Origin of the sequence: Lewinella sp. IMCC34183, assembly GCF_003390915.1 — a bacterium.
GTDB lineage: Bacteria > Bacteroidota > Bacteroidia > Chitinophagales > Saprospiraceae > Neolewinella.
Map to the genome: position 1 here is coordinate 175,014 of NZ_QMEM01000001.1, position 19,745 is coordinate 194,758.

Consider the following 19,745-nt stretch of genomic DNA (forward strand, 5'->3'; position numbering starts at 1 on the left):
CTTATTTTACGATCAGTAAAGGTACTCGAGCGCTACCCGGTCGTAGTAGCCGAATTCGCCGTCCTCACCGCTGCTGAAGCAGGAGAGCATCACGGAATTGGGGTCAAATCCGCTCGGGGTTCCGGGGATGCGAATGGCACCGTCCGAACCGGCCGACTCGCCCGACTGTCCGCACGATTCCCGGCTGAACCAGTCGGTGTGCCGCAGGCCCATGGCGTGGCCGATCTCATGGGTGATGACGTGCTCGTTGGTATTCGTGTCGTAGTTGCTCATGCCGTTGTAGATCTCCACCCACTTGTAGGGCTGTCCGCCGCTGGGGAAGCCCGCCACGCCACCGGCTCCGTTGTTGCTCACGTTGCGGAAGACCACGATGTCGGCCGAGGTGCTGGCGCCGAAGGTCAGGGTGAAGCGCCTGCTGGTGTTGAGGGCGTTGTAGTTGTCTACGGCCCACTGCAGGGCGGTGCGCATGGTGCTGGTGAGGGCGTAGCCGCTGCCGGTGTAGCCGATCACGCTGATGCTGTTGTCGCTGACCAGGTTGTTGGTCCGGTACTGCTTTTCGAGCGCGGCATCCATGGCGCGCAGCTCGCGGAGCTGGTCTTTGGTGAGGGCGATGTCGTCGTCGACGAGATACATCGTCTCGGTGGTCCCGTCGGGGAAGGATTTGGTCACCATCTCCGCATCGGCGTATTTGGCCGAGTGGCCCTGCAGGTGATCCACGATGGGCCCCGCCAGCCCCAGGTCGGCTACGGCCACGTGGCCGTCCTCATCCTGGTCGACCAGGAAGGAAGTGGAGGGGGTGAGTGCTTCGGAAGCCAGCGGGCCGTCTTCGGAGCAGGAGGTCAGGCCGATGGCCAATACGAGAGAAAGAAAGGGTAATACAGGTTTCATAGGTTAGATTAAGTATGGGTTAGTCCGGCACGGACACGGCATACCCGGTCGGAAGGAAGCTTCCTGGGCACACCCCGTTCGGGGCCGAAAGTGAAAAGCAGACAGAAAATGACGGAAAGCGTCGCGCCGGTTAGGTCAGGACTGAGGTAGAGGCGCGGTAATGGGGGTGTAAAAGGTTTAGGTGATCGCAAGTTACTACCGCATCTTGCTTTACCAAATATTTGGACAACTTTTGTCCTAACAATTAGTATCAGACAACTACCTGGTATTTTTACCAGATACATATGGTAAAAAGGGCTATAAGCCAATTTAAAGATTGTCGCTTTGACCTTTATTGCACCCCGCCGCCCGGCGAACCACCTACCCGGGTAACGAGGTTCCATAGATATGAAAACTACGTTTCTCCTGGCCGCCGCCCTGATCGCGGCCACCTCCTCCTGCGTTTCGCAGGTCAGCAGCGAAAGAAAGGCCGAGCTGAGCGACCAGCCGCCCGTAACCGTGGAAACCGCGGTCGGACCCCTCGAACTGCCGAGCCCCTATACCACCGAGTCCGCGGTCAAGCTCAGCGAAATCACCGACTGGCCCGCCGACCGTACACCCCAGGCGCCCGAAGGCTTTACCGTCAATCGCTTCGCCGACGACCTGCAGCACCCCCGCTCGGTCTATGTGTCTCCCGCCGGGGAGATCTTCGTGGTGGAGTCCAACACCCGCAACAGCGCCAACCGCATCCAGCGGCTGACCGATACCAACGGCGACGGCACCGCCGACAAGCGCGAGGTCTTCGCGACCGACCTCAACCAGCCCTTCGGCATGCTCGTCCTCGACGGCTACTTCTACGTCGCCAACACCGACGCCACCTGGCGCTATCCCTACGAAACCGGCCAGGCCACCCTCGATGCGTCCGCCGGCGAGCAAATCCTCAAGACCCCACCCCAGGGATACAACAACCACTGGACCCGCAACCTTCTCGCCGCTCCCGACGGCGACAAAGTCTACGTTTCCGTCGGTTCCGGCAGTAACGTCGGCGAGAACGGCATGGAGAACGAGACCAACCGCGCCACCATCCTGGAGATCAACCCCGACGGCAGCGACATGCGGGAATACGCCACCGGCCTCCGCAACCCCGTCGGCATGGACTGGAACCCCGTCACCGGTGCGCTCTGGACCGCGGTCAACGAGCGCGACAAGCTCGGCGACGGCCTCGTCCCCGACTACCTGACCAGCGTGCAGCCGGGTGCCTTCTACGGCTGGCCCTACAGCTACTACGGGCAGATCAACGACCCGCGCTGGGCCGACGATCCCCACCAGTCGCTGGTGGACGCCGCCGTCGTTCCCGACGTACCCCTCGGCCCGCACACGGCCTCCCTCGGCCTGGTCTTCTATACCGCCGATCAGTTCCCCGCCCGCTACCGCAACGGTGCCTTCGTGGGGCAGCACGGCAGCTGGAACCGCTCGGAGTTTTCCGGTTACAAGGTGGTCTTCGTGCCCTTTGATGCCGACGGAGCGCCGCAACCACCGGAGGATTTCCTTACCGGCTTCATCGCCGACGCTTCCAGCGGTAAGGTTTGGGGACGCCCCGTGGGCGTAACCGTACTGCCCGACGGAAGTCTGATCGTAGCGGACGACGACGCCGGAATCTTGTGGCGCGTCGCCACCGCCAAGTAAGCTCGCACTATTTATCACGTAGCACCCTCGCCATGCCACTACTGATTCTTCTGCTGGGATTCTTTTTCCCCCGCCTCGTCATCGTCCTGCTATACTTCCTCACCGGCTGGTTCGCCCGGGCGTTCGACGGCTTCATCCTTCCGCTGCTCGGCTTCTTCTTCCTGCCGCTGACCACCCTGTGGTACGGCATTTCAGAAACCTACTTCGAGAGCGCGCAGACCGTCGGCATGATTATCGCCGTCCTGCTTGACCTGGGCATCATCGGCAGCCGCCTTCGGAAGTAACTAGAGCGGAATGTTACCGTGCTTCTTTTTAGGGAGCACGGTGACTTTCCCCTCTAGGCTGGCGAAGGCGCGGATCAGCTTCCTGCGGGTGTCCTGCGGGTAGATGACCTCGTCGATGAAGCCCCGCTGAGCCGCCCGGTAGGGGTTGGCGAATTTCTCTCCGTACTCGGCTTCCTTCTCGGCCAGTTTGGCCGCCGGATCTTCGGCCTTCTTGATCTCGCGGCGGAAGATGATCTCGCTGGCTCCCTTCGCACCCATCACGGCGATCTCCGCGCCGGGCCAGGCGAAGTTGAAGTCGGCCCCGATGTGTTTGGAGTTCATGACGTCGTAGGCGCCGCCGTAGGCCTTGCGGGTGATCACGGTCACCCGCGGCACCGTCGCCTCACTCAGGGCGTAGAGCAGCTTGGCCCCGTTGGTGATGATGCCGTTCCACTCCTGGTCGGTGCCGGGCAGGAATCCGGGCACGTCGACCAGCACGAGCAGCGGCACGTTGAAGCAATCGCAGGTCCGCGTGAAGCGGGCGGCCTTTTTGGAGCTGTCCACGTCGAGCACGCCCGCCAGGCTGTACGGCTGGTTGGCGATGATGCCGATGCTTTTGCCAGCCAGCCGGGCGAAACCGACCACGATATTCTCGGCGTAGCGATCGTGGATCTCCAGGAAGCTTTCCGGATCGATGATCCCGCGGATCACCTCACGCATGTCGTAGGGCTGGTTCGGATTCTCGGGCACGATGCCGAGTAGTTCTTCCCGCACCTCGGTGCCCAGGGTGTAGGGCAGGTCGGCGGGCTTCTCCTCGCAGTTTTGGGGCAGGTAGCTGAGCAGGGCACGTAGCTGCTTCAGGCAGAGTACGTCGTTGGCGGCGGTCAGGTGGGTCACGCCGCTCTTGGTCGAGTGAGTAGAGGCTCCGCCTAGTTCCTCGCTGGTCACCTCCTCATTCGTTACGGTCTTAACCACGTTGGGACCGGTGACGAACATGTAGCTCGTGTGCTCCACCATAATGGTGAAGTCCGTCATGGCGGGAGAGTAGACGGCCCCGCCGGCACAGGGTCCCATGATGGCCGACAGCTGCGGGATGACCCCGGAGGCCTGGACGTTGCGGTAAAAGATGTCCGCGTAGCCGCCCAGGGAGCGTACGCCCTCCTGGATGCGGGCCCCGCCGCTGTCGTTGAGCCCGATCAGGGGCGCACCGGTCTTTACGGCCATGTCCATCAGCTTGCAGATCTTCTCTGCGTGGGTTTCGGAGAGCGAACCGCCGAAGACTGTGAAGTCCTGGGCGAAAACATACACCAGCCGGCCCGTGATCGTCCCGTAGCCGGTGACCACGCCGTCGCCGTAGAACACCTGGTCCTGCATATCGAAGTCGGTGGTGCGGTGGGTGACCAGCGCGCCGACCTCCTCGAAGCTGCCCGGGTCGAGCAGCAGGTGCACGCGTTCGCGGGCCGTCAGCTTTCCTTTCTCGTGCTGCTTGTCGACGCGGTGGGCGCCGCCGCCCTCGCGGGCCTGCTCCAGTTTATCCTGTAGAATCTCGAATTTTGTCATGGCGGGGCTAGATTATCAGTGGCGGCTGAGCCAGGCGGGACTGCCGGAGGCGGGTACGCTGAGTTGCTGCGTACGCTGGTGATAGAGGTGGGCGGCGAAGAGGGCCGCGACGCGCGAGACCTCCGCGTCCGCTTCCGCAATGGCCTCCGGGGTGAAGTGCCGCTGTACGAATTTGGTGTCGAAGTCGCCGGAGCGGAACGGTTCGCTGGTGAAGACGAAGCGCCCGAAGGGCAGGGTGGTTTCGATGCCCTCGATGTGGAACTCTCCAATCGCGTCGAGCATCTTCTCGATCGCCTCGGCGCGGGTGGCCCCGTGGGTGATCAGCTTGGCGATCATCGGGTCGTAGTGGATGGGGATGTCCATTCCCTCCTCAAATCCGCCGTCGACGCGGGCGTGCTCCGGTACTCGGTAGGTCGTCAGCCGCCCGATGCTCGGCAGGAAGTTGTTCTGCGGGTCTTCGGCGTATACCCGCAGCTCCAGGGCGTGGCCGTCGATCCGGAGGTCGTCCTGGGTAAAGGCCAGTTCTTCCCCGCGGGCCACGCGGATCTGCTGCTCCACCAGGTCGATGCCGGTGATGAGTTCCGTGACGGGGTGCTCCACCTGCAGGCGGGTATTCATCTCGAGGAAGTAGAAGTTGTGCTCCTCGTCGAGGAGGAACTCCACGGTGCCCGCCCCGACGTAATCGCAGGAGCGTGCCACTTTCACCGCGGCCTCGCCCATCCGGCGGCGGAGCGCGGGTGCAACGACGGCGGAGGGCGCCTCCTCCACGACCTTCTGGTGCCGCCGCTGGATGCTGCAGTCGCGCTCGAAGAGGTGCACGCAGTGGCCGTGGGTGTCGGCGAGCACCTGCACCTCGATGTGGCGGGGCGAGCCGATGTACTTCTCGATGAAGACCGACCCGTCGCCGAAGGCATTTTTGGCTTCGCTGATCGCGCGCTGCATCTGCTCCTCCAGTTCCTCCGCGTTTTCGACCACCCGCATGCCCTTGCCACCGCCGCCGGCGGCGGCCTTGATGAGGATGGGGAAGCCTACCTCGGCGGCCACCTCCCGGGCGCGGGCGGGGTCGTCGACGGCCTCGTCCAGTCCGGGCACCATCGGGATGTCATAGCTGCTCACGGTATCCTTCGCGGCGAGTTTGTTGCCCATCACCTCGATGGCGTGGGGCTTCGGACCGATAAAGATGATACCGGCGTCCGCCACGCGGCGGGCGAATGCGGCGTTCTCGCTCAGGAAGCCGTAACCGGGGTGGATGGCATCGGCCCCCGTATCCCGGGCGGCGGCGATGACCTTGTCCATGTCCAGGTAGGACTGCGCGGAGGGGGCGGGACCGAGGTGCACCGCCTCGTCGGCGAAGCGTACGTGGGGCGCGTTGCGGTCGGCGTCGGAGTACACCGCTACGGTAGCGATGCCCATGCGGCGGGCGGTACGCATCACGCGCAGGGCGATTTCGCCGCGGTTGGCGATCAGGATCTTCTTCATTGCATTTCGATTAGCAGCTGTCGCTTGTCGACGGCCTCGCCTTCCGTTACATGGACGGTCTTCACCGTGCCGGATCCCTCGGCCTTGATGACGTTCTCCATCTTCATGGCCTCCAGTACCAGCAGGGGGGTGCCGGCCTCGACCTCGTCTCCCTCCGCTACCATCAGCTGCAGGATCAGCCCCGGCATGGGAGCGGTGACGTCGTCGTTCTGCTGGCTGACGGAGGTGGCCAGTCCCAAGCGGGCTACGGTGCGGTCGTAGGCGTCCGCCAGTTGGACGGTGAACCTCTGGCGGTCGACGCTCACCGTCACCATCTTCCGGTAGGGGTCGGCGTCGATCAGTTCGCAGACGTAGCTGCGGCCGTCGAGCAACAGGTGGTACTTGCCGGCAAAGGGGCCGCTGAGATCGATATTGGCCAGCACCTCGCCCGGCACATCGTAATCGGTCTCCGCAACCGTAGCGGTATAATTTTCCATAGAGGGGAACCTAATTCATTTGACAAACAACGGCAAATTCGCCCATCAACGTGCCTGCATCCGGATGCCGGCGTCCATACGTACGGTCGTACCGTTGAGGTAGTTGTTCTCCACGAGTTGCTGCGCCAGTTGCGCTACCTCGTCGGGCTTGCCGAGGCGGGTGGGGTAGAGCGGTTGCTGCGACAGGGAGTCGAACACCTCGGTGGGAAAGGCATCGAACATGGGAGTATGGATGAGCCCCGGAGCGATAGCGTTGACGCGGATGCCGTTGCGGGCCAGGTCGCGGGCCATGGTGAACGTCATACTCACCACGCCGCCCTTCGAGGCGCTGTAGGCCGCCTGTCCGATCTGCCCTTCGTAGGCTGCTACGGAGGCGGTATTGATGATGACCCCACGGCTGCCGTCGTCGTCGAGCGGCTCGTTGTTGGCCATGGCGTAAGCCGCGATGCTGGCGACGTGGAAGGTGCCGATGAGGTTGATGGAGATCACCTTGGCAAACATGGCGGGATCGCCGGGGCCGTCGCGGCCGATGGTCTTGACGGCCGGCGCGATACCGGCGAAGTTGCAGCAGACGTGCAGGGCGCCAAAATCGGCCACCACCGCGTCTACCGCGGTTTGTACGGACGCGGCGTCGGTCACGTCGACCCGGTAGAAGGCGGCCCGCTCGCCGAGCTCGTCGGCAATTCGGGTTCCGGCGTCCTGGTTCAGGTCGAGCAGCGCCACGCGTGCGCCGAGCCGGTGAAAGCGCCGGGCGGTCGCCTCGCCGAGGCCGGAGGCGCCGCCGGTAATGAGGGCGGTAGAGTCCTTTAGGTTCATGGCCGCAACCTACGAAAACTAACGCCGACGGCGGCGGAAGGCGGAAAATCGGACCGTGTTCACGGCGGGACACATTAAGTCGGAGCTAATGTCGCTTCGGCAAGGCAGCCTACGCTTGGGTAATAAATTCTCAACGTCGGCAATCCAGCCCCCCCTTCCCTCCGTACTTACCCACAAACCAAAACGCCTTATGAAGACACCAACTTCTACATCGCGGGTCGTAGCCGACCGGGACCCCCAGGGTCGCCGGCGCTTCCTGCGTACCTCCGGGATGACCCTCGCCGCCGCCGGCCTTTTCCTCGCCGGATGCGCCGACGACGACGATCCGATCATGATGAACGAAACTGTTAACCTCGGCTCCGGGGATATCGGGATCCTCAACTACGCCTACGCCCTCGAGCAACTCGAGGCCGCCTTCTACGCCCAGGTACTCCAGGGAGATTACTACGCCAGCGCCGACAACGAAGAGAAGGACATTCTGGCCGATCTGGAAGCCCACGAGCGCGCCCACGTCGACTTCTTCCGTGCCGCCCTGGGTTCCTCGGCCATTCCCGGACTGGAAGTGGACTTCAGCAGCATCGATTTCAACAGCCGCAGCAGCGTACTCGGCACCGCCCAGGTCTTCGAGGACCTCGGCGTATCGGCCTACAACGGTGCCGGCCGCCTGATCATGAACCCCGACTACCTGGTAGTCGCCGGCAAGATCGTGAGCGTCGAAGCCCGCCACGCCGCCGCCATCCGTAGCATCAATATCGGTACCCCCACCGCCTTCGCCAACAGCGACGTGGTGGACAGCAACGGGCTCGATGTTGCCCGGACCCCCAGCCAGGTCCTCTCCATGGCCGGTTCCTTCATCCTTACCCCCATCGACGCCAGCGGACTGCCGCAGTAGTCGCCCCAAATAAACGACCATGAAACTCCTCAAGCTTTTCAACCAATTCGAATCCCTGGCCAGCGCCGAAGCGGCCCCGACCACCCGGCGGGCGGCCTTCGGTGAGGTCGGACGTACGCTCGGCAAGGCGGCCACCGTGGCCCTGCCCCTGGCGGCCTTCCTGAAGCCTACTACGGCCTTCGCTCAGACGAGCGGCAACTCCGTTATCGAGGTGCTGAACTACGCCCTTACCCTCGAGTACCTCGAAGCCGAGTTCTACCAGATGGGACTGGACGCCAACAGTCTGCTGACCGGTGACATGCGCGAAACCGTAGCCCTCATCGCCCGGCACGAAGCCGACCACGTGAACTTTCTCCGTACCGCCATCAGCGGATCGGGTGGTACTCCCATCGACAAGCCCGAATTCGACTTCACCGCCGGCGGCATGTTCCCCACCTTCTCGGATACGCCCACCTTCCTGGTCCTTGCCCAGGCTTTCGAGGACACCGGCGTCCGGGCCTACAAAGGTCAGGCCACCAGCCTGATGGGCAACGGTGACGTACTCACCGCCGCCTTGCAGATCCACTCCGTCGAGGCGCGCCACGCTTCCGAAATTCGCCGGATGCGCGATTCCAAGGGCTGGATCACCGGCAGCATGAACTCCACCGGAGTTGCCGCCGCCGACGGTGTGTACGCGGGCGAGAATAACGTCACCCACCTCGGTCTCGACGTGACCACGGTAACCCAGGTCAACCGCGACCGTGTCACCCAGGCCTGGGACGAGCCCCTCACCATGGAGGCCGTCCTAGAAATCGCCAATCCTTTCCTGGCCTGATCCGACGAGTAACCTGATGATAAGCGCGCGTCGCCCCCCGGGGTGGCGCGCGCTTTTTTTGTCCGGACCTGCCTGCCGGGCCGGGATTTCGGGTGAAAAAGCAGCAAAAGCGGGGTGTTTGATCGGATAGTGCAACACCTAGCGCGTAAAGTACTATCGCCCGTGGGCGAAAAGAATACACCTTAGCTGCTGATCCGCGGGCAGGGTCAGGTGGCAACCCACCGGGCCGCCACTACCGCGGATCGACCGCGTGTGTAAGCGGATTTACTGGATGTTCTTAAAAACTTCTAACATGCATTTTCGCGCGCCGGGCCTTATGCCCGTCGCGCTTTTTCGTTTACAGAAGTTCACCGCACCCGCGCGCCGCCGCCGCACCTGTTTATCCGCCCAGTCCGACGTCGAGGGTCATCATCACGATGAAACCCAGGACGAAGCCCAGCGTGGCGATGTCGGTGTTGCTCTCGAGCTGGGTCTCGGGCACAACCTCCTCGATGACCACGAAGATCATCGCGCCCGCCGCGAAGGCCAGGGCGTAGGGCAGCAGGGGCGTGAAGAAGCTGACGGCTACCGCACCGGCCACGGCCGCCACGGGCTCGACGGCCGCGGAGAGCTGTCCGTACCACCAGCTCTTGAAGGGCGAGACCCCCTGCCGCCGCAGGGGCATGGACACGGCCAGTCCCTCCGGAAAGTTCTGAATACCGATGCCCAGCGCCAGGGCCACGGCCGCCCCGATGGAGGCCCCGGGCATACCCGCCGCCACGCCGCCGAAGAGCACCCCGACCGCCAGCCCCTCGGGAATATTGTGCAGGGTGATGGCCAGCACGAGCAGGGTAGTGCGCCGCCAGGGGGATTTGACGCCCTCCTTCTCGGTTTCGTCGAAGTTGATGTGCAGGTGGGGCAGCACCTTATCCAGTCCGAAGATGAATAGCGCGCCCAGCGCAAAGCCCACCGCCGCGGGCAAAACCTTGGCAAAGCCCTCGCCCGGACTCATCTCGATCCCCGGCGCGAGCAAGCTCCAGAAACTGGCCGCCACCATCACGCCGCCGGTAAAGCCCAGGGCACCGTCGAGCAGCGTCCGGTTCATGCCCCGGAAGAAGAACACCAGCGCCGCCCCCGCCGCGGTGAGGATCCAGGTGAAGAGGGAAGCGTACAACGCCGCCAGGATGGGATCGATGGCGGTCAGGTAGTCGACAATGGCTTGCATACGGCGAATGGGGTTATGCTACAAATCTAAGTTAATAGTTTGATAAGGCTAACACTTGGAGGTCACTTTTATACCACGTTACGGCGGCGGGTGGCGGTTGCCTCCGGAACTTCCTATCTTTGTGGCGTGCGACAGCAACCCATCCGCTCAGTTTACTGCCGGTTTCGGACGACGGTACGCGTCGGCTGGCTGGCGGTCCTCACCGCGGTGCTGACGGGCTGTAACGACTGTGACGATTGTGAGCCGATGCCGACCTACGCCTTTTCGGTGGTCAATACGACCGATCAACCGCTGGCGTTAATCTTTTACCTGGACCCGCAACTCGTTCCCGCCGGACGGGAGCGGGTGGTAGTGCCCGCGACCGGCGAAGTGCGCTTGTTGGACATCGTGTCATTTAGCGCCGGCGGTGCCCTCACCTTTTTTCCGGCGGAAATCACCGGTGGGCGGGGAACCTACGACAGCCTGGCCATCGAAAGCATCACCGACCGGACGGTTCTCGACCCGTTCAGGTGTGAAGATCCCCGTAACGCACTCTGCATCGAGAACTACGAGCGTACGGAGAGTGATAAGGTGGTTAGCTACAACCTGTACCTCGGGGATTAATCCCTTGGTCGTGGCAAGCATCCGCTCCGCAAAATTGTGGCGCACAACTTTTGCGCCCTTACTTACCCAATCAATTCGTCCCGCATCCGCTACCCATCCCAACGTACCGCCCTCTCTTTGCTGGTCGTTGCGGGGGTGCTTCTTTGGACGGTCAACCTCGCGTACGCCCGGCCGCTATTCCTAGACGAGGCCAACGTCGCCCGCAACCTCTACGACCGGGGTTTCGCGGGGCTGTTTCTTCCGCTGGACCACGAACAGTACGCTCCACCCCTCTACCTGGTACTTACCAAAGGGCTGGCGGAACTCTTCGGTTACGGGGAGACCGTGCTGCGGTTACCGGCCTTCGCGGGGGGATTGCTGGCGATCTACGGGCTGTACCGAGCGGCCCACTCCCTGGGGCTTGGCTACTGGACGCTCCTCCCGCTGGCGCTGCTGTTCACCAACCCCACCGTACTTCGCTTCGTGGGCGAAGTGAAGCCCTATGGCCTCGACCTCGGGATCGCCGCCTGCCTGTTGGCGATGTACTTAGGGGGGCGGCCGCGCTGGCAGTGGTTGGTTGTGGGCGTGGTTTCCCCGTGGTTCTCCCTGCCCGCCGCGTTCGTGCTGGCGGCCGTCGGACTGGCGGGGCTGGTGCACGACCGCCGGTGGGTCGTACCTATCGGAGGGTGGCTGGCGTCCTTCGCCATACTGTACTTCAGCGTGCTGCGGCAGTCGGTCGGGAGTACGTACCTCGACGATTTCCACGCCGTCTATTTCTTTCCCCTGCTCCCCACCGTCGGCAATCTCCAGATCGCCGGCGATCAGGCGTGGAACCTGCTGCGGTTGTTGTTCGGATACACGGCGGTGTCGCTGCTCTGGGGCGGATTGCTGGTCGTTGCGGGCGTGCTGCGGTTCCGCCTGCGTTACCTTTTTCTGGGGCTGCCGCTACTGTTCGCGGTCGCGTCTTCAGCCTTTCACTTCTACAGCCTCATCGACCGCTTGATGTTATTTGCCCTGCCGGGCCTGTGGTTGCTCATCGCGCTCTCTGCCCGCAGCCTGTACCGGCAGTTGCCGAGCGTGCTGCGGATTGCCTTCCTGGCGGCATCCCTGGTCGCGCTGGGCGGTACGAACGTGGTAGGCGCCTACTACCGCCCGCTGACCTTCGGCGACGGCCGGGCCCTGGCGGCCCTGGCGGAGGCCCATCCCTACCGGGCGAATTCGTTGGCCAGGCCGGTCCTGGACTATTACCTGCGGATCCATTCCGCGGCTCCGGGTGAGCGTGCGCCGGCGCGGCCGGGGGATACGGGAGAAGTATACTGGCTGTACGACGTAGCTACCGCTCCGGCAGTACGCGCAACCCTCACGGCCGACAGCCTGCGGCTGACCGGTCGTGGGTGCGTGCTGACCAAAATCGAACTGTTTCGTGCCGCCGTACTGCGGGTGCGGTGTCCGCCGGGGGAGGAGTAAGGGTGTTCCGCTCCGTCGATAAGCCGGGGGTGGATATAAGCCCTCCGACGCCCTGCCTGGGCAGAAAACCGCAACGGGTACACCCCCTCCGGTACTGCGGTGATGCAGCTAGTAGACGATACGCCGGCAACTGCTTGCCCCGACCAGCCCCCGCCCCTCCTCCAGGTTGTTGGCCACCGTGGTCGGTTCCGCGAAGGGATTGTCGTTGTTGTTGCGGATGGCTTCCAGGGTCAGCAGGTAGTCGTAGGTCGCCTGGGTAATCTGGCAGACGTTGATCGTTAACTCATAGCCGTTAGCGGACGTCCCGGCGAACGACTCGCCGGTGAGGGTGGGCCCCAGGACATCGCGCCCGTGGATGAAGTCGTAGATGTCCCGCTGCACGTCGTCGGGCTGGGTTTCGTATACCTGATCCCGGAACAGCATATAGTAATCGTCCTCCCCGGGCCCGTTCGGCCACAGCGGCCGGACGCGCCGTTCCTGGTCGTTGCTCACGTCCTCCAGGACGATGGAGTCGCGCGCGATCGCCAGTTCCGGGATGGTGGTCCGCCCCCGTGCGGTGAGCCCGTCCCACTCCGCGACCACCTCGTAGGTCGCTCCGGCCTCCAGGGTGAACCCCTCCACCGGGAGTACGTAGCAGTTAAAGCCGCCCAGCGCCCGGAACGTCAGGGGGAAACTGCCCGTCGGCCCGTTCAGGGTTACCCGCGCCTCCGTGACCAAGCCGCCGCGGGGGTAGTCCGCGGGTGGATCGCCCACGGCGGGGGCGGTGACGTAAACGTCGGCGCGGACAAAGGAGTCCTGAGGAAACAGAATCGTCTGCAGCACCAGGCTACGCGCGAAGGGCAGCTCGTCCAATTCGATCTCCCGTTCGAAGAACTGGGTGCACCCCGTGGCGAGCAGGGCGACGGACAGGAGGGAAACGGCGGTCAGGAAGCGCATGGGCTAGAATTCAAAATTAAAGGAGAAGGAGGGGATCACCGGAAACAGCGCGTGCCGGACCAGCCGGTAGCCGTTGCCGCTCCGCCACGTACTGACGTAGAAGGGGTTGGCCCGGCTGTAGGCATTGTAGAGGCCGAGTTCCCAGACAATCTTGCCCCACTTCGGCGCGCGCAGCCAGCGCAGGGCCACGTCCAGCCGGTGGACGGGGGCCATGCGGTAGTTGTTGCGAGACTCGTAGTCGCTCAGATCGTAGTCCGCGTAGCCGAAGCCCGGCGTGGGTCGGTAGGAGTAGCGACTCAGGGGCACCGAGGTCGGCACCCCGCTGCCGTAGGTCCAGTTGGCGGACAGCAGCAGATTGGGCCGCAGGTCGTAACGGGCGGTGAGCGTGAGGTCGTGGCGGCGGTCCTGGGCGGCGGGGTAGTAGTGGCCGTCGTTGACGCCCGCCAGCTGCTCCTCGACGCCGGACAGGGTGTAGGCCAGCGTGGCCCGCAGCCGGGCCGACGCGTAGGTCGCGCCCAGCTCGAGCCCGCCGGCCCGCGCGCGGCCGGTGGTGAGGTTGTCGACGATGTCGATGCGGTCGGCCTTGCCCGGATCGCTGATGGCGTCGAGCAGAAAGAAGCTGGCCCCGTTCTGGTAGCCGATGATGTCGGTAAAGCGCCGGTAGAAGACCGCAGCCGACAGCGACCAGCGGCGTTCGGCGGGACTCCAGGCGGTACCGACCGAAACCTGCTGCCCGGCCTGGGGACGTACCTCCTCCGACGCGGGTATCCAGAGGCTGGTCGGCAGGCTGGGCCCGGAATTCGAGAGCAAATGCAGGTACTGCCGCGTGTAGGCGTAGCCGAGGGTGGCCGTCCAGGCGGACCGCCAGCGGTAGCTCAGGCTGAGCCGCGGTTCGGCGGCCGCGTAGCTGCGCCCGCCGCGGGGCGTGAAGCGGGTGAAGCGTAGGCCGTAGTTGGCCGTCAGGCGGGGGGAAAGCGTCCACTCGTCCTCGAGGTAGGCGGTCAGTTCTAGGGCGCGTACGGTATCGGCGCCGTCGGCCCGGCCGCCGTCGGTGGCGAGGTTCTCGGCCCGGGCGGAGAGGTCGAAGTCGTGGTCGGTGACCGACAGCCCCGTCCGCAGGGTGTGGCGGTTGGAGAGGAAGTAGTCGAGGTCGGCCTGCAGGCCGAGGTCGCGGATGCCACTGCGGTAGGTGACGCGGTAGAGCCGATCGCGGGTGACCTCCTCGTTCTCCACCGTAAAGGCGAAGGCGGTGCGCAGCCCCGTCACGTTCAGGAAGGCGCGGTCGCTGAGCTGGCGGTTGTAGCGGACGGTCAGGGTGCGGTTGCCCCAGGCGAAGCCGTCGGTCTGCACGTAGTCGCCGCGCTGGTCCCGGAAGGCAAAGCGGTCCTGTCCCAGGTAGCCGCTGACGAAGAATTGCTGCCGGTCGTCCGGGCGGTAGTTGACCTTGAAGTTGCCGTCGTAGAAGTAGAGCTTATCGTCGCCGCCGCTGGCCAGGTTGTAGAGGGCGTCTAGGTAGGTGCGGCGGCCGGAGACGAGCACGCTGACCTTCTCTCCGGTGCCGACGGGCCCTTCCAGCGTCAGCCGGGAGGTGAGCAGCCCGATGCCGCCCCGTCCGTGCCACGCTTTCCGGTTGCCCTCCTTCATGCGGAGGTCGACCACCGAGGAGACGCGCCCCCCGAAGCGGGCCGGGTACTGGCCTTTGTAGAGGGTCACGCCCTGCAGGGCATCCGGATTGAAGACCGAAAGGAAGCCGAAGAGGTGAAAGGCGTTGTAGACGGGCGCCCCGTCCAGCAGGATCAGGTTCTGCCCGGGGGTGCCGCCCCGCACGAACAGGCCCCCGAACCCCTCGCGGGGGTTGCCGACGCCCGGGAGCAGCTGCAGGGACTTGAGTACGTCTTTCTCCCCCAGCAGGACCGGATTGTCGGCGATTTGCCGGGGATCGAGCTGGTGGACGCCCCCACTGGCGCGGGTGGCGGCGGCGTATTCCGCCCGTACCTCCACGGTGGAGAGTTGCTGGCCGGCGGGCGCGAGTGCCAGGTTTAGCCGTTCTTCGGAGCTGCGCCGGATAGTGACCGTATCGCTGCGGAAGCCCAGGTAGCTGAACACCGCGCGGTCGGCCGTCAGGGTAGCGGGGATGGTGAGGCTGTAGAAGCCGTAGGCGTTGGTCTGGGTACCGATGCCGGTGGCGCCGGCGAGGTATACGTTGACCCCGGCGAGCTGCTCACCGGAGGTGGCGTCCGTGACGGTACCGGAAAGGGTGGTCTGGGCCGCCAGGGGGAGGGTGGCCAGTAGTAGCAGGATGATACGTAGCATCGCCTAGCGCTTGACGGCCGTGATGGATACGTCGTACTCGCGGTACCCCGCGATAGAGTCCCTGGATAGCGCAAACTCATTCGTGTACATCTTCAGCACTTCCTTGTCGAGCTCAAAGACGAAACGGGTATGAATGGACCGGTTCAGGTCGGTATCAATCTCCCACGTTTCTTCGGTGAGGGGCCGAAAAACGATGTAATCGGGCCCGGTCCGGGTGGTTTCAATACCGTATTGATAGTCGTAAACGGTACCGTTGGCGTCGACGATGGTCACCGGGCACCGTTGCCCGTTCCGGTTATCGCGCAGGTCGCATTCCGCAAACTGAAAGGTGGGGGATGCTCTAAACAGGACGCTGTCGGTAGCGGGCGCCGTGACGACGAAGGCGGTGGTCTCGAAGGTGCCCGCGATGCGGTTTAGGGCTTGTTGCTCCTCGGAGCAGGCGGATAAAACGAATACGACAAACAGGGAAAGTAGCAGTGTACGCATGGGGGTGTGGGTTTTTGGTGGGTTCGGCTACAAGGTAGTCGGTCGGTAGCCCGCGAAGGTTTTCGAAATCTTAAGAGTCTTAAGTAAAACGTTAAGGTGGTCGGGGTAGTCTTCCGGTCGCTTCGCCGGACGCGCTTGCCGTAGCCACCCCGCCACCCCGGTCCGAACTATCTTGCCCGCAATCCCTTACCCGTGACCGACCCTGACCAGATCAAACAGCAGCTCCACCAGGCCTGCGTCGATGACGTGGAGCGGCGCATCGCTACCGTCCGGAATATACTGGACGGCATCGCGGGCTCCCGCGCCAACGAAACCAAGAGCAGCGTCGGCGACAAGTACGAGACCGGCCGCGCCATGCTCCAGCGCGAGGAGGCCCAGGCCCGGCAGCAACTCGCCCAGGCCCTCGAGCAGCAGCGGGAGCTCACCGCTATTCGGCGGCTACCCGCCAGCGACCGCGTGGCGCGCGGCAGCCTGGTGGTCACCGACCGCGGCAGCTACTATCTGGCCAAGGGCCTGGGTAAGGTGACGGTGGCGGGGGCGGTGTACTACTGCGTGTCGCTGCAGTCGCCGGTCGGACAGGCGCTGCTGGGGCGTGGGGTGGGGGAGGAGGTTTTGTTTGGTGGCTTGTACGCTTCCCCAAAAGTGCAACCATCCAAAAGTAGAACTAACCCTAAATTAGTTCACCCGTCAAAAGTGGTTTTACCATGCGGAAAAGCAAGTTTACCCCCACCCAGAGGCTTGAGATCTCGGCCCGGCACGACGCCGGGACCAGCGTAGCCGATCTCTGTCGCCAGCATCAGATCAGCGCGGCTACCTTCTACAAGTGGAAGAAGGAACAGGCCGAGGAGGCCGATGAGACGAAGCGCCGGCTCAAGCAGCTGGAGGCGGAGAACGCCCGGCTGAAGAAGATGTACGCCGAACTCAGTATTGATCACGGCATCCTGTCAGATGGTTATGCCATGCTAAAAAAGTGGCAAGCCCAGGACGCCAAGAAGCAATGATCGATCAGATCAGGCAGCAGCGTCGGCAAAGTGTGCGCCGCAACTGCCGCGTCTTGGGCTTTCGCCGCCAGACCTACCATCACCGCCGCCTGGGCTTTCGCTTCGAAGAGCGGGACTGGGAGTTGCAGGATTTACTGGAGCGTACCGCCCAACGCTTCCTGGCCTGAGGCTTCTGGATGATCTTTTACTACCTGCGTAATCAGGACCACGTCATCAATCATAAACGGGTCTACCGGATCTGGACCGCATCGGGACTTCACCTACGCTTACCACCCAAGCGCGCCCGGATCCGGCGGGAATACCGGGAACTGTTGCCTCCCGACGGGATCAACGAGGGCTGGGCGATGGATTTTGTCAGCGATTGGGTGGTCGGTCCGCAGCAACAGCCGGTGCGGATCATCAACGTGATGGACGAAGGTTCCCGCAAGGCGCTGTGGACGGAGGCTTATCCCAGTATCTCGGCGCGTAAGCTGATCGAAGTACTGGATCAATTACTGGGAGTCCGCGGGTGCCCCGCTTACCTACGGTGTGACAACGGCCCGGAGTTCATCAGTCATCAATTACGGCAGTGGGCCGCAGACCACGCTATCGAACTCAAACACATCCAACCCGGCAAGCCAAGCCAGAACGGGCTGATCGAGCGCCTTAACAAGACGCTGCGGGTTGAGTGCTTGAATCAGTGCTGGTTCGCTAGTCTGGATGAGCTCAACGACCAGCTCCAGCAGTGGTCACTGACCTACAACTACGATCGACCCCACCGGAGCCTGGGTTACCAGAGCCCGGAATCCTACGAAATTGCCAACGAGAATTTCTACTTTAGAGTGGTTGCGGCTTAGGGGAAGCGTACAACCCCGCCCGGCCATGAGGTGGCTCGTGCCGTGACCTGCTGCCTTGGTAGTCCATCAGCGTGCTGAGCGATAGTTGGGTTCGTAAACGTGTCGGTCCTGGGTGCGCACGATCCGTCTAAGTCGGACGCGGCTCGGGTGGGGCACATCGGGTTCCAGGTGGTGAACAGTTCATCCAATAGGACCTTGGTACGGGCGCGCCAGCGCTGCACCCCGTCCAAAGAAAGGGTGGCAGCTTAATCGCCAATTTTTGTAGTTTCTACGAGTTTCACCAACATGTGTCTTTTTTTTATTCTAAAATTAAGCATATGATATATTCACTAGCGCGCACTCTTGTGCTTATGTGTTTTTTGTTTGGATGCGATGAAAGCCGAATACATCAGGAGAATGAAGTAACCGGGTATTGGAGCCTTATTGATACGGTAGGGGGGGCTTGTAACTATTATGAATTATCCATTGAGAAGCTGGAGGTAAATGGCAGAGCGTCATTTTACTGGAGAGTCTTTGACGGTCCTGAACCGTTGTTTCAGTACAATGCGATTATTGACAACGAAAAAGTTTGCTTGATAGAACCGGATACATGCTTCCTATATCGCCTGGTGAATCCTTCACGATTAAGCCTTGGCACTGATTCTCACGAAGTTTACTGGAATAGGATATCGAGCGAGAAAGATAATTCCTATTATGATCGGTTTCAAAGCAGACTTCCTAATTGTTTTGAGCGGTGAGGAAGTTTCCTCTGGACGTATGTAGACTTGTCGCTGACGCTGACCCCACCCCTAACTCCCTCGACGACCATCGTCCTCACCCGTATCACCCAGCCGGCGGCGTCCGGGAAGTGACCAACCCTTTCGAGGTGGTGTTGGTGTACATTGATGTAGACAATGACGGGGAGCTGGCCCCGCTGTCGTTTACGTACTTGACGAATCCGGAGTACCGATTTGCTCGTGCAAAATACGGGCGGATTGTAGGTAATGGGCGCTCCGGCAGCATCTGTCATCCACTTGCAGAAACGGTGGTATCCGGGAGCGTACTTTGTAGGTGCTAATGGCGCCTGCGCGTCGGTTACCCAGGGGCCGTAGGGTGGGGAAGCGCACCACCCCGAAGCTGCCGGTCCGGTACGTGTAAAAAAGACCAAGGCAAAACACAAATCTTCCGACCCATGAAATTCAGGACCTGCCTCTTTCTCCTGCTTAGTATCATCGCGTCGTCCGTAGGGGCCCAACCAGCCGTCCAGACCGAAGACAATTTGTTCTGGCAACCCACGGTGGTACTCGCCTACGCCGATTTTCAGTCCCCCTCCGACGCAGACTGTGTGCAGGTCAACGAAAAGTACGGCCTGCAGCTGTCCGCTACCATTCAGCTCCGGGGCATTGTGGACGTTCCGGAATCGCACTTGTCGAAGAAGATCAAGCGCAGGACAGGGGATGACAAGGGATATTTAGCCCCCGTATTCTGTAAGCACTGCTCCTGCATGCTGTCGGAGGACTCTACCGAACTGGTCGTGTATCAGCTGCTGTTTGACGTTGCCGAAATGACTGCCCGCGGCGCGCGAAAGGAACTGCTCGAGACGCAGGACCAACTGAAAATTAATAACGTGAACGCCACCTTCTTTACGACCGTCAAGAACAAATGGGACGAACGAATGCGGGGCACCTGGGCCTCCATTTACCAGGAGGTGTTGATCCAGCAAAAGGAGGGTGCATACGCTGAGTGGCGGTCCCTGGTGGACGAGATTCTGGCCGATATGCAAGACTACGCGACCCAGCCGGATGACATCGAACGATTCATCGCCGGGGAGCCGATTATGGAGGGCTACGTGCAGGCCGAGACGATCATCGGAGACCTGGAGAAGGAGTAGGTAAAGGATGGGGATGGTGGCAAGGTATAGGTGTATCGCGCTACCCGTTTGCTGCAATACGCCTACAAGCAGCTGCATCCAGCCACCCTGATCGGTCTTTACTCTGCTAAGAGATCATAAATGGTAGCAAGGTCCGTTTGCGTCGGGGAGCCTTGCCGTTCACCGGTAAGCGCTTTACATTACCCTTAACAAGTCGT

Annotated in this window: 19 protein-coding genes; 10 read left to right on the forward strand and 9 right to left on the reverse strand. The window is 62.5% G+C overall.

Annotation, left to right across the window (positions count from 1 at the left end; genetic code table 11):
• Window positions 1-12: 12 nt before the first annotated feature.
• Entirely contained in the window at window positions 13-888 is an 876-nt protein-coding gene (locus tag DQG19_RS00740) for a M57 family metalloprotease (protein WP_116124322.1), read from the reverse strand.
• Window positions 889-1,275: 387 nt separating this feature from the next.
• On the opposite strand from DQG19_RS00740, the gene DQG19_RS00745 reads away from it, so the two are divergent.
• Entirely contained in the window at window positions 1,276-2,553 is a 1,278-nt protein-coding gene (locus DQG19_RS00745; protein ID WP_116124323.1) for a PQQ-dependent sugar dehydrogenase, read from the forward strand.
• A 32-nt stretch (window positions 2,554-2,585) separates the two neighbouring features.
• On the forward strand, window positions 2,586-2,837 hold the full coding sequence (locus DQG19_RS00750; protein WP_116124324.1) for a hypothetical protein: 252 nt from the start codon (window positions 2,586-2,588) through the stop codon (window positions 2,835-2,837).
• Here DQG19_RS00750 and DQG19_RS00755 read toward each other — a convergent pair whose 3' ends face one another.
• The 4 genes from DQG19_RS00755 to DQG19_RS00770 are packed head-to-tail and all read right to left on the reverse strand — an operon-like array spanning window position 2,838 to window position 7,147.
• A complete protein-coding gene (locus tag DQG19_RS00755) occupies window positions 2,838-4,376 on the reverse strand; it encodes an acyl-CoA carboxylase subunit beta (protein WP_116124325.1) in 1,539 nt (512 codons plus the stop codon).
• Between the two features lie 15 nt (window positions 4,377-4,391).
• A complete protein-coding gene (locus tag DQG19_RS00760) occupies window positions 4,392-5,855 on the reverse strand; it encodes an acetyl/propionyl/methylcrotonyl-CoA carboxylase subunit alpha (protein ID WP_116124326.1) in 1,464 nt (487 codons plus the stop codon).
• Window positions 5,852-6,331 carry an acetyl-CoA carboxylase biotin carboxyl carrier protein subunit gene (locus tag DQG19_RS00765; protein ID WP_116124327.1) on the reverse strand — a complete coding sequence of 160 codons (480 nt, stop codon included), beginning with the start codon at window positions 6,329-6,331 and terminating at the stop codon, window positions 5,852-5,854. Before DQG19_RS00765 ends, DQG19_RS00760 begins: the two co-directional genes overlap by 4 nt.
• 45 nt (window positions 6,332-6,376) lie before the next feature.
• Window positions 6,377-7,147, reverse strand: coding sequence for an SDR family oxidoreductase (locus tag DQG19_RS00770; RefSeq protein ID WP_116124328.1), 771 nt, complete (start codon window positions 7,145-7,147; stop codon window positions 6,377-6,379).
• A gap of 190 nt (window positions 7,148-7,337) precedes the next feature.
• Here DQG19_RS00770 and DQG19_RS00775 point away from each other — a divergent pair, with 190 nt between their 5' ends.
• Together DQG19_RS00775 and DQG19_RS00780 are read left to right on the forward strand one after the other, a co-directional pair.
• Window positions 7,338-8,039, forward strand: coding sequence for a ferritin-like domain-containing protein (locus DQG19_RS00775; RefSeq protein ID WP_116124329.1), 702 nt, complete (start codon window positions 7,338-7,340; stop codon window positions 8,037-8,039).
• A 19-nt stretch (window positions 8,040-8,058) separates the two neighbouring features.
• Window positions 8,059-8,853 (forward strand): ferritin-like domain-containing protein, encoded by a 795-nt coding sequence (locus DQG19_RS00780; RefSeq protein WP_116124330.1) that lies wholly within the window; start codon window positions 8,059-8,061, stop codon window positions 8,851-8,853.
• Between the two features lie 379 nt (window positions 8,854-9,232).
• Here the strand turns inward: DQG19_RS00780 and DQG19_RS00785 are convergent, their stop codons facing one another.
• Complete coding sequence (locus DQG19_RS00785; protein WP_116124331.1) at window positions 9,233-10,057, reverse strand: ZIP family metal transporter; 825 nt, start codon at window positions 10,055-10,057, stop codon at window positions 9,233-9,235.
• Window positions 10,058-10,183: 126 nt separating this feature from the next.
• On the opposite strand from DQG19_RS00785, the gene DQG19_RS00790 reads away from it, so the two are divergent.
• Window positions 10,184-10,660, forward strand: a complete 477-nt coding sequence (locus DQG19_RS00790) for a hypothetical protein (protein WP_116124332.1) — start codon at window positions 10,184-10,186, stop codon at window positions 10,658-10,660.
• A gap of 117 nt (window positions 10,661-10,777) precedes the next feature.
• Entirely contained in the window at window positions 10,778-12,106 is a 1,329-nt protein-coding gene (locus DQG19_RS00795) for a hypothetical protein (RefSeq protein WP_116124333.1), read from the forward strand.
• Between the two features lie 108 nt (window positions 12,107-12,214).
• On the opposite strand, the gene DQG19_RS00800 is transcribed toward DQG19_RS00795, so the two are convergent.
• The 3 genes from DQG19_RS00800 to DQG19_RS00810 are packed head-to-tail and all read right to left on the reverse strand — an operon-like array spanning window position 12,215 to window position 15,841.
• Entirely contained in the window at window positions 12,215-13,042 is an 828-nt protein-coding gene (locus DQG19_RS00800) for a DUF4249 family protein (RefSeq protein WP_116124334.1), read from the reverse strand.
• 3 nt (window positions 13,043-13,045) lie between these two features.
• Window positions 13,046-15,355 (reverse strand): TonB-dependent receptor, encoded by a 2,310-nt coding sequence (locus tag DQG19_RS00805; protein ID WP_116124335.1) that lies wholly within the window; start codon window positions 15,353-15,355, stop codon window positions 13,046-13,048.
• A gap of 3 nt (window positions 15,356-15,358) precedes the next feature.
• Window positions 15,359-15,841, reverse strand: coding sequence for a hypothetical protein (locus DQG19_RS00810; RefSeq protein ID WP_116124336.1), 483 nt, complete (start codon window positions 15,839-15,841; stop codon window positions 15,359-15,361).
• Window positions 15,842-16,033: 192 nt separating this feature from the next.
• Between DQG19_RS00810 and DQG19_RS00815 the strand changes: the two genes are divergently transcribed.
• The 4 genes from DQG19_RS00815 to DQG19_RS00830 all read left to right on the forward strand — a co-directional run bounded on the left by DQG19_RS00815 (window position 16,034) and on the right by DQG19_RS00830 (window position 19,548).
• Window positions 16,034-16,618: a 3-oxoacyl-ACP synthase gene (locus tag DQG19_RS00815; RefSeq protein WP_116124337.1), complete on the forward strand. Its 585-nt coding sequence runs from the start codon at window positions 16,034-16,036 to the stop codon at window positions 16,616-16,618.
• Window positions 16,546-16,842, forward strand: a complete 297-nt coding sequence (tnpA, locus tag DQG19_RS00820) for an IS66 family insertion sequence element accessory protein TnpA (RefSeq protein ID WP_116124338.1) — start codon at window positions 16,546-16,548, stop codon at window positions 16,840-16,842. The genes DQG19_RS00815 and tnpA overlap by 73 nt, the downstream gene beginning before the upstream one ends.
• Before the next feature lie 176 nt (window positions 16,843-17,018).
• On the forward strand, window positions 17,019-17,678 hold the full coding sequence (locus DQG19_RS00825) for an integrase core domain-containing protein (RefSeq protein ID WP_116124339.1): 660 nt from the start codon (window positions 17,019-17,021) through the stop codon (window positions 17,676-17,678).
• A gap of 1,171 nt (window positions 17,679-18,849) precedes the next feature.
• On the forward strand, window positions 18,850-19,548 hold the full coding sequence (locus DQG19_RS00830) for a hypothetical protein (RefSeq protein ID WP_116124340.1): 699 nt from the start codon (window positions 18,850-18,852) through the stop codon (window positions 19,546-19,548).
• Window positions 19,549-19,745: the final 197 nt, after the last annotated feature.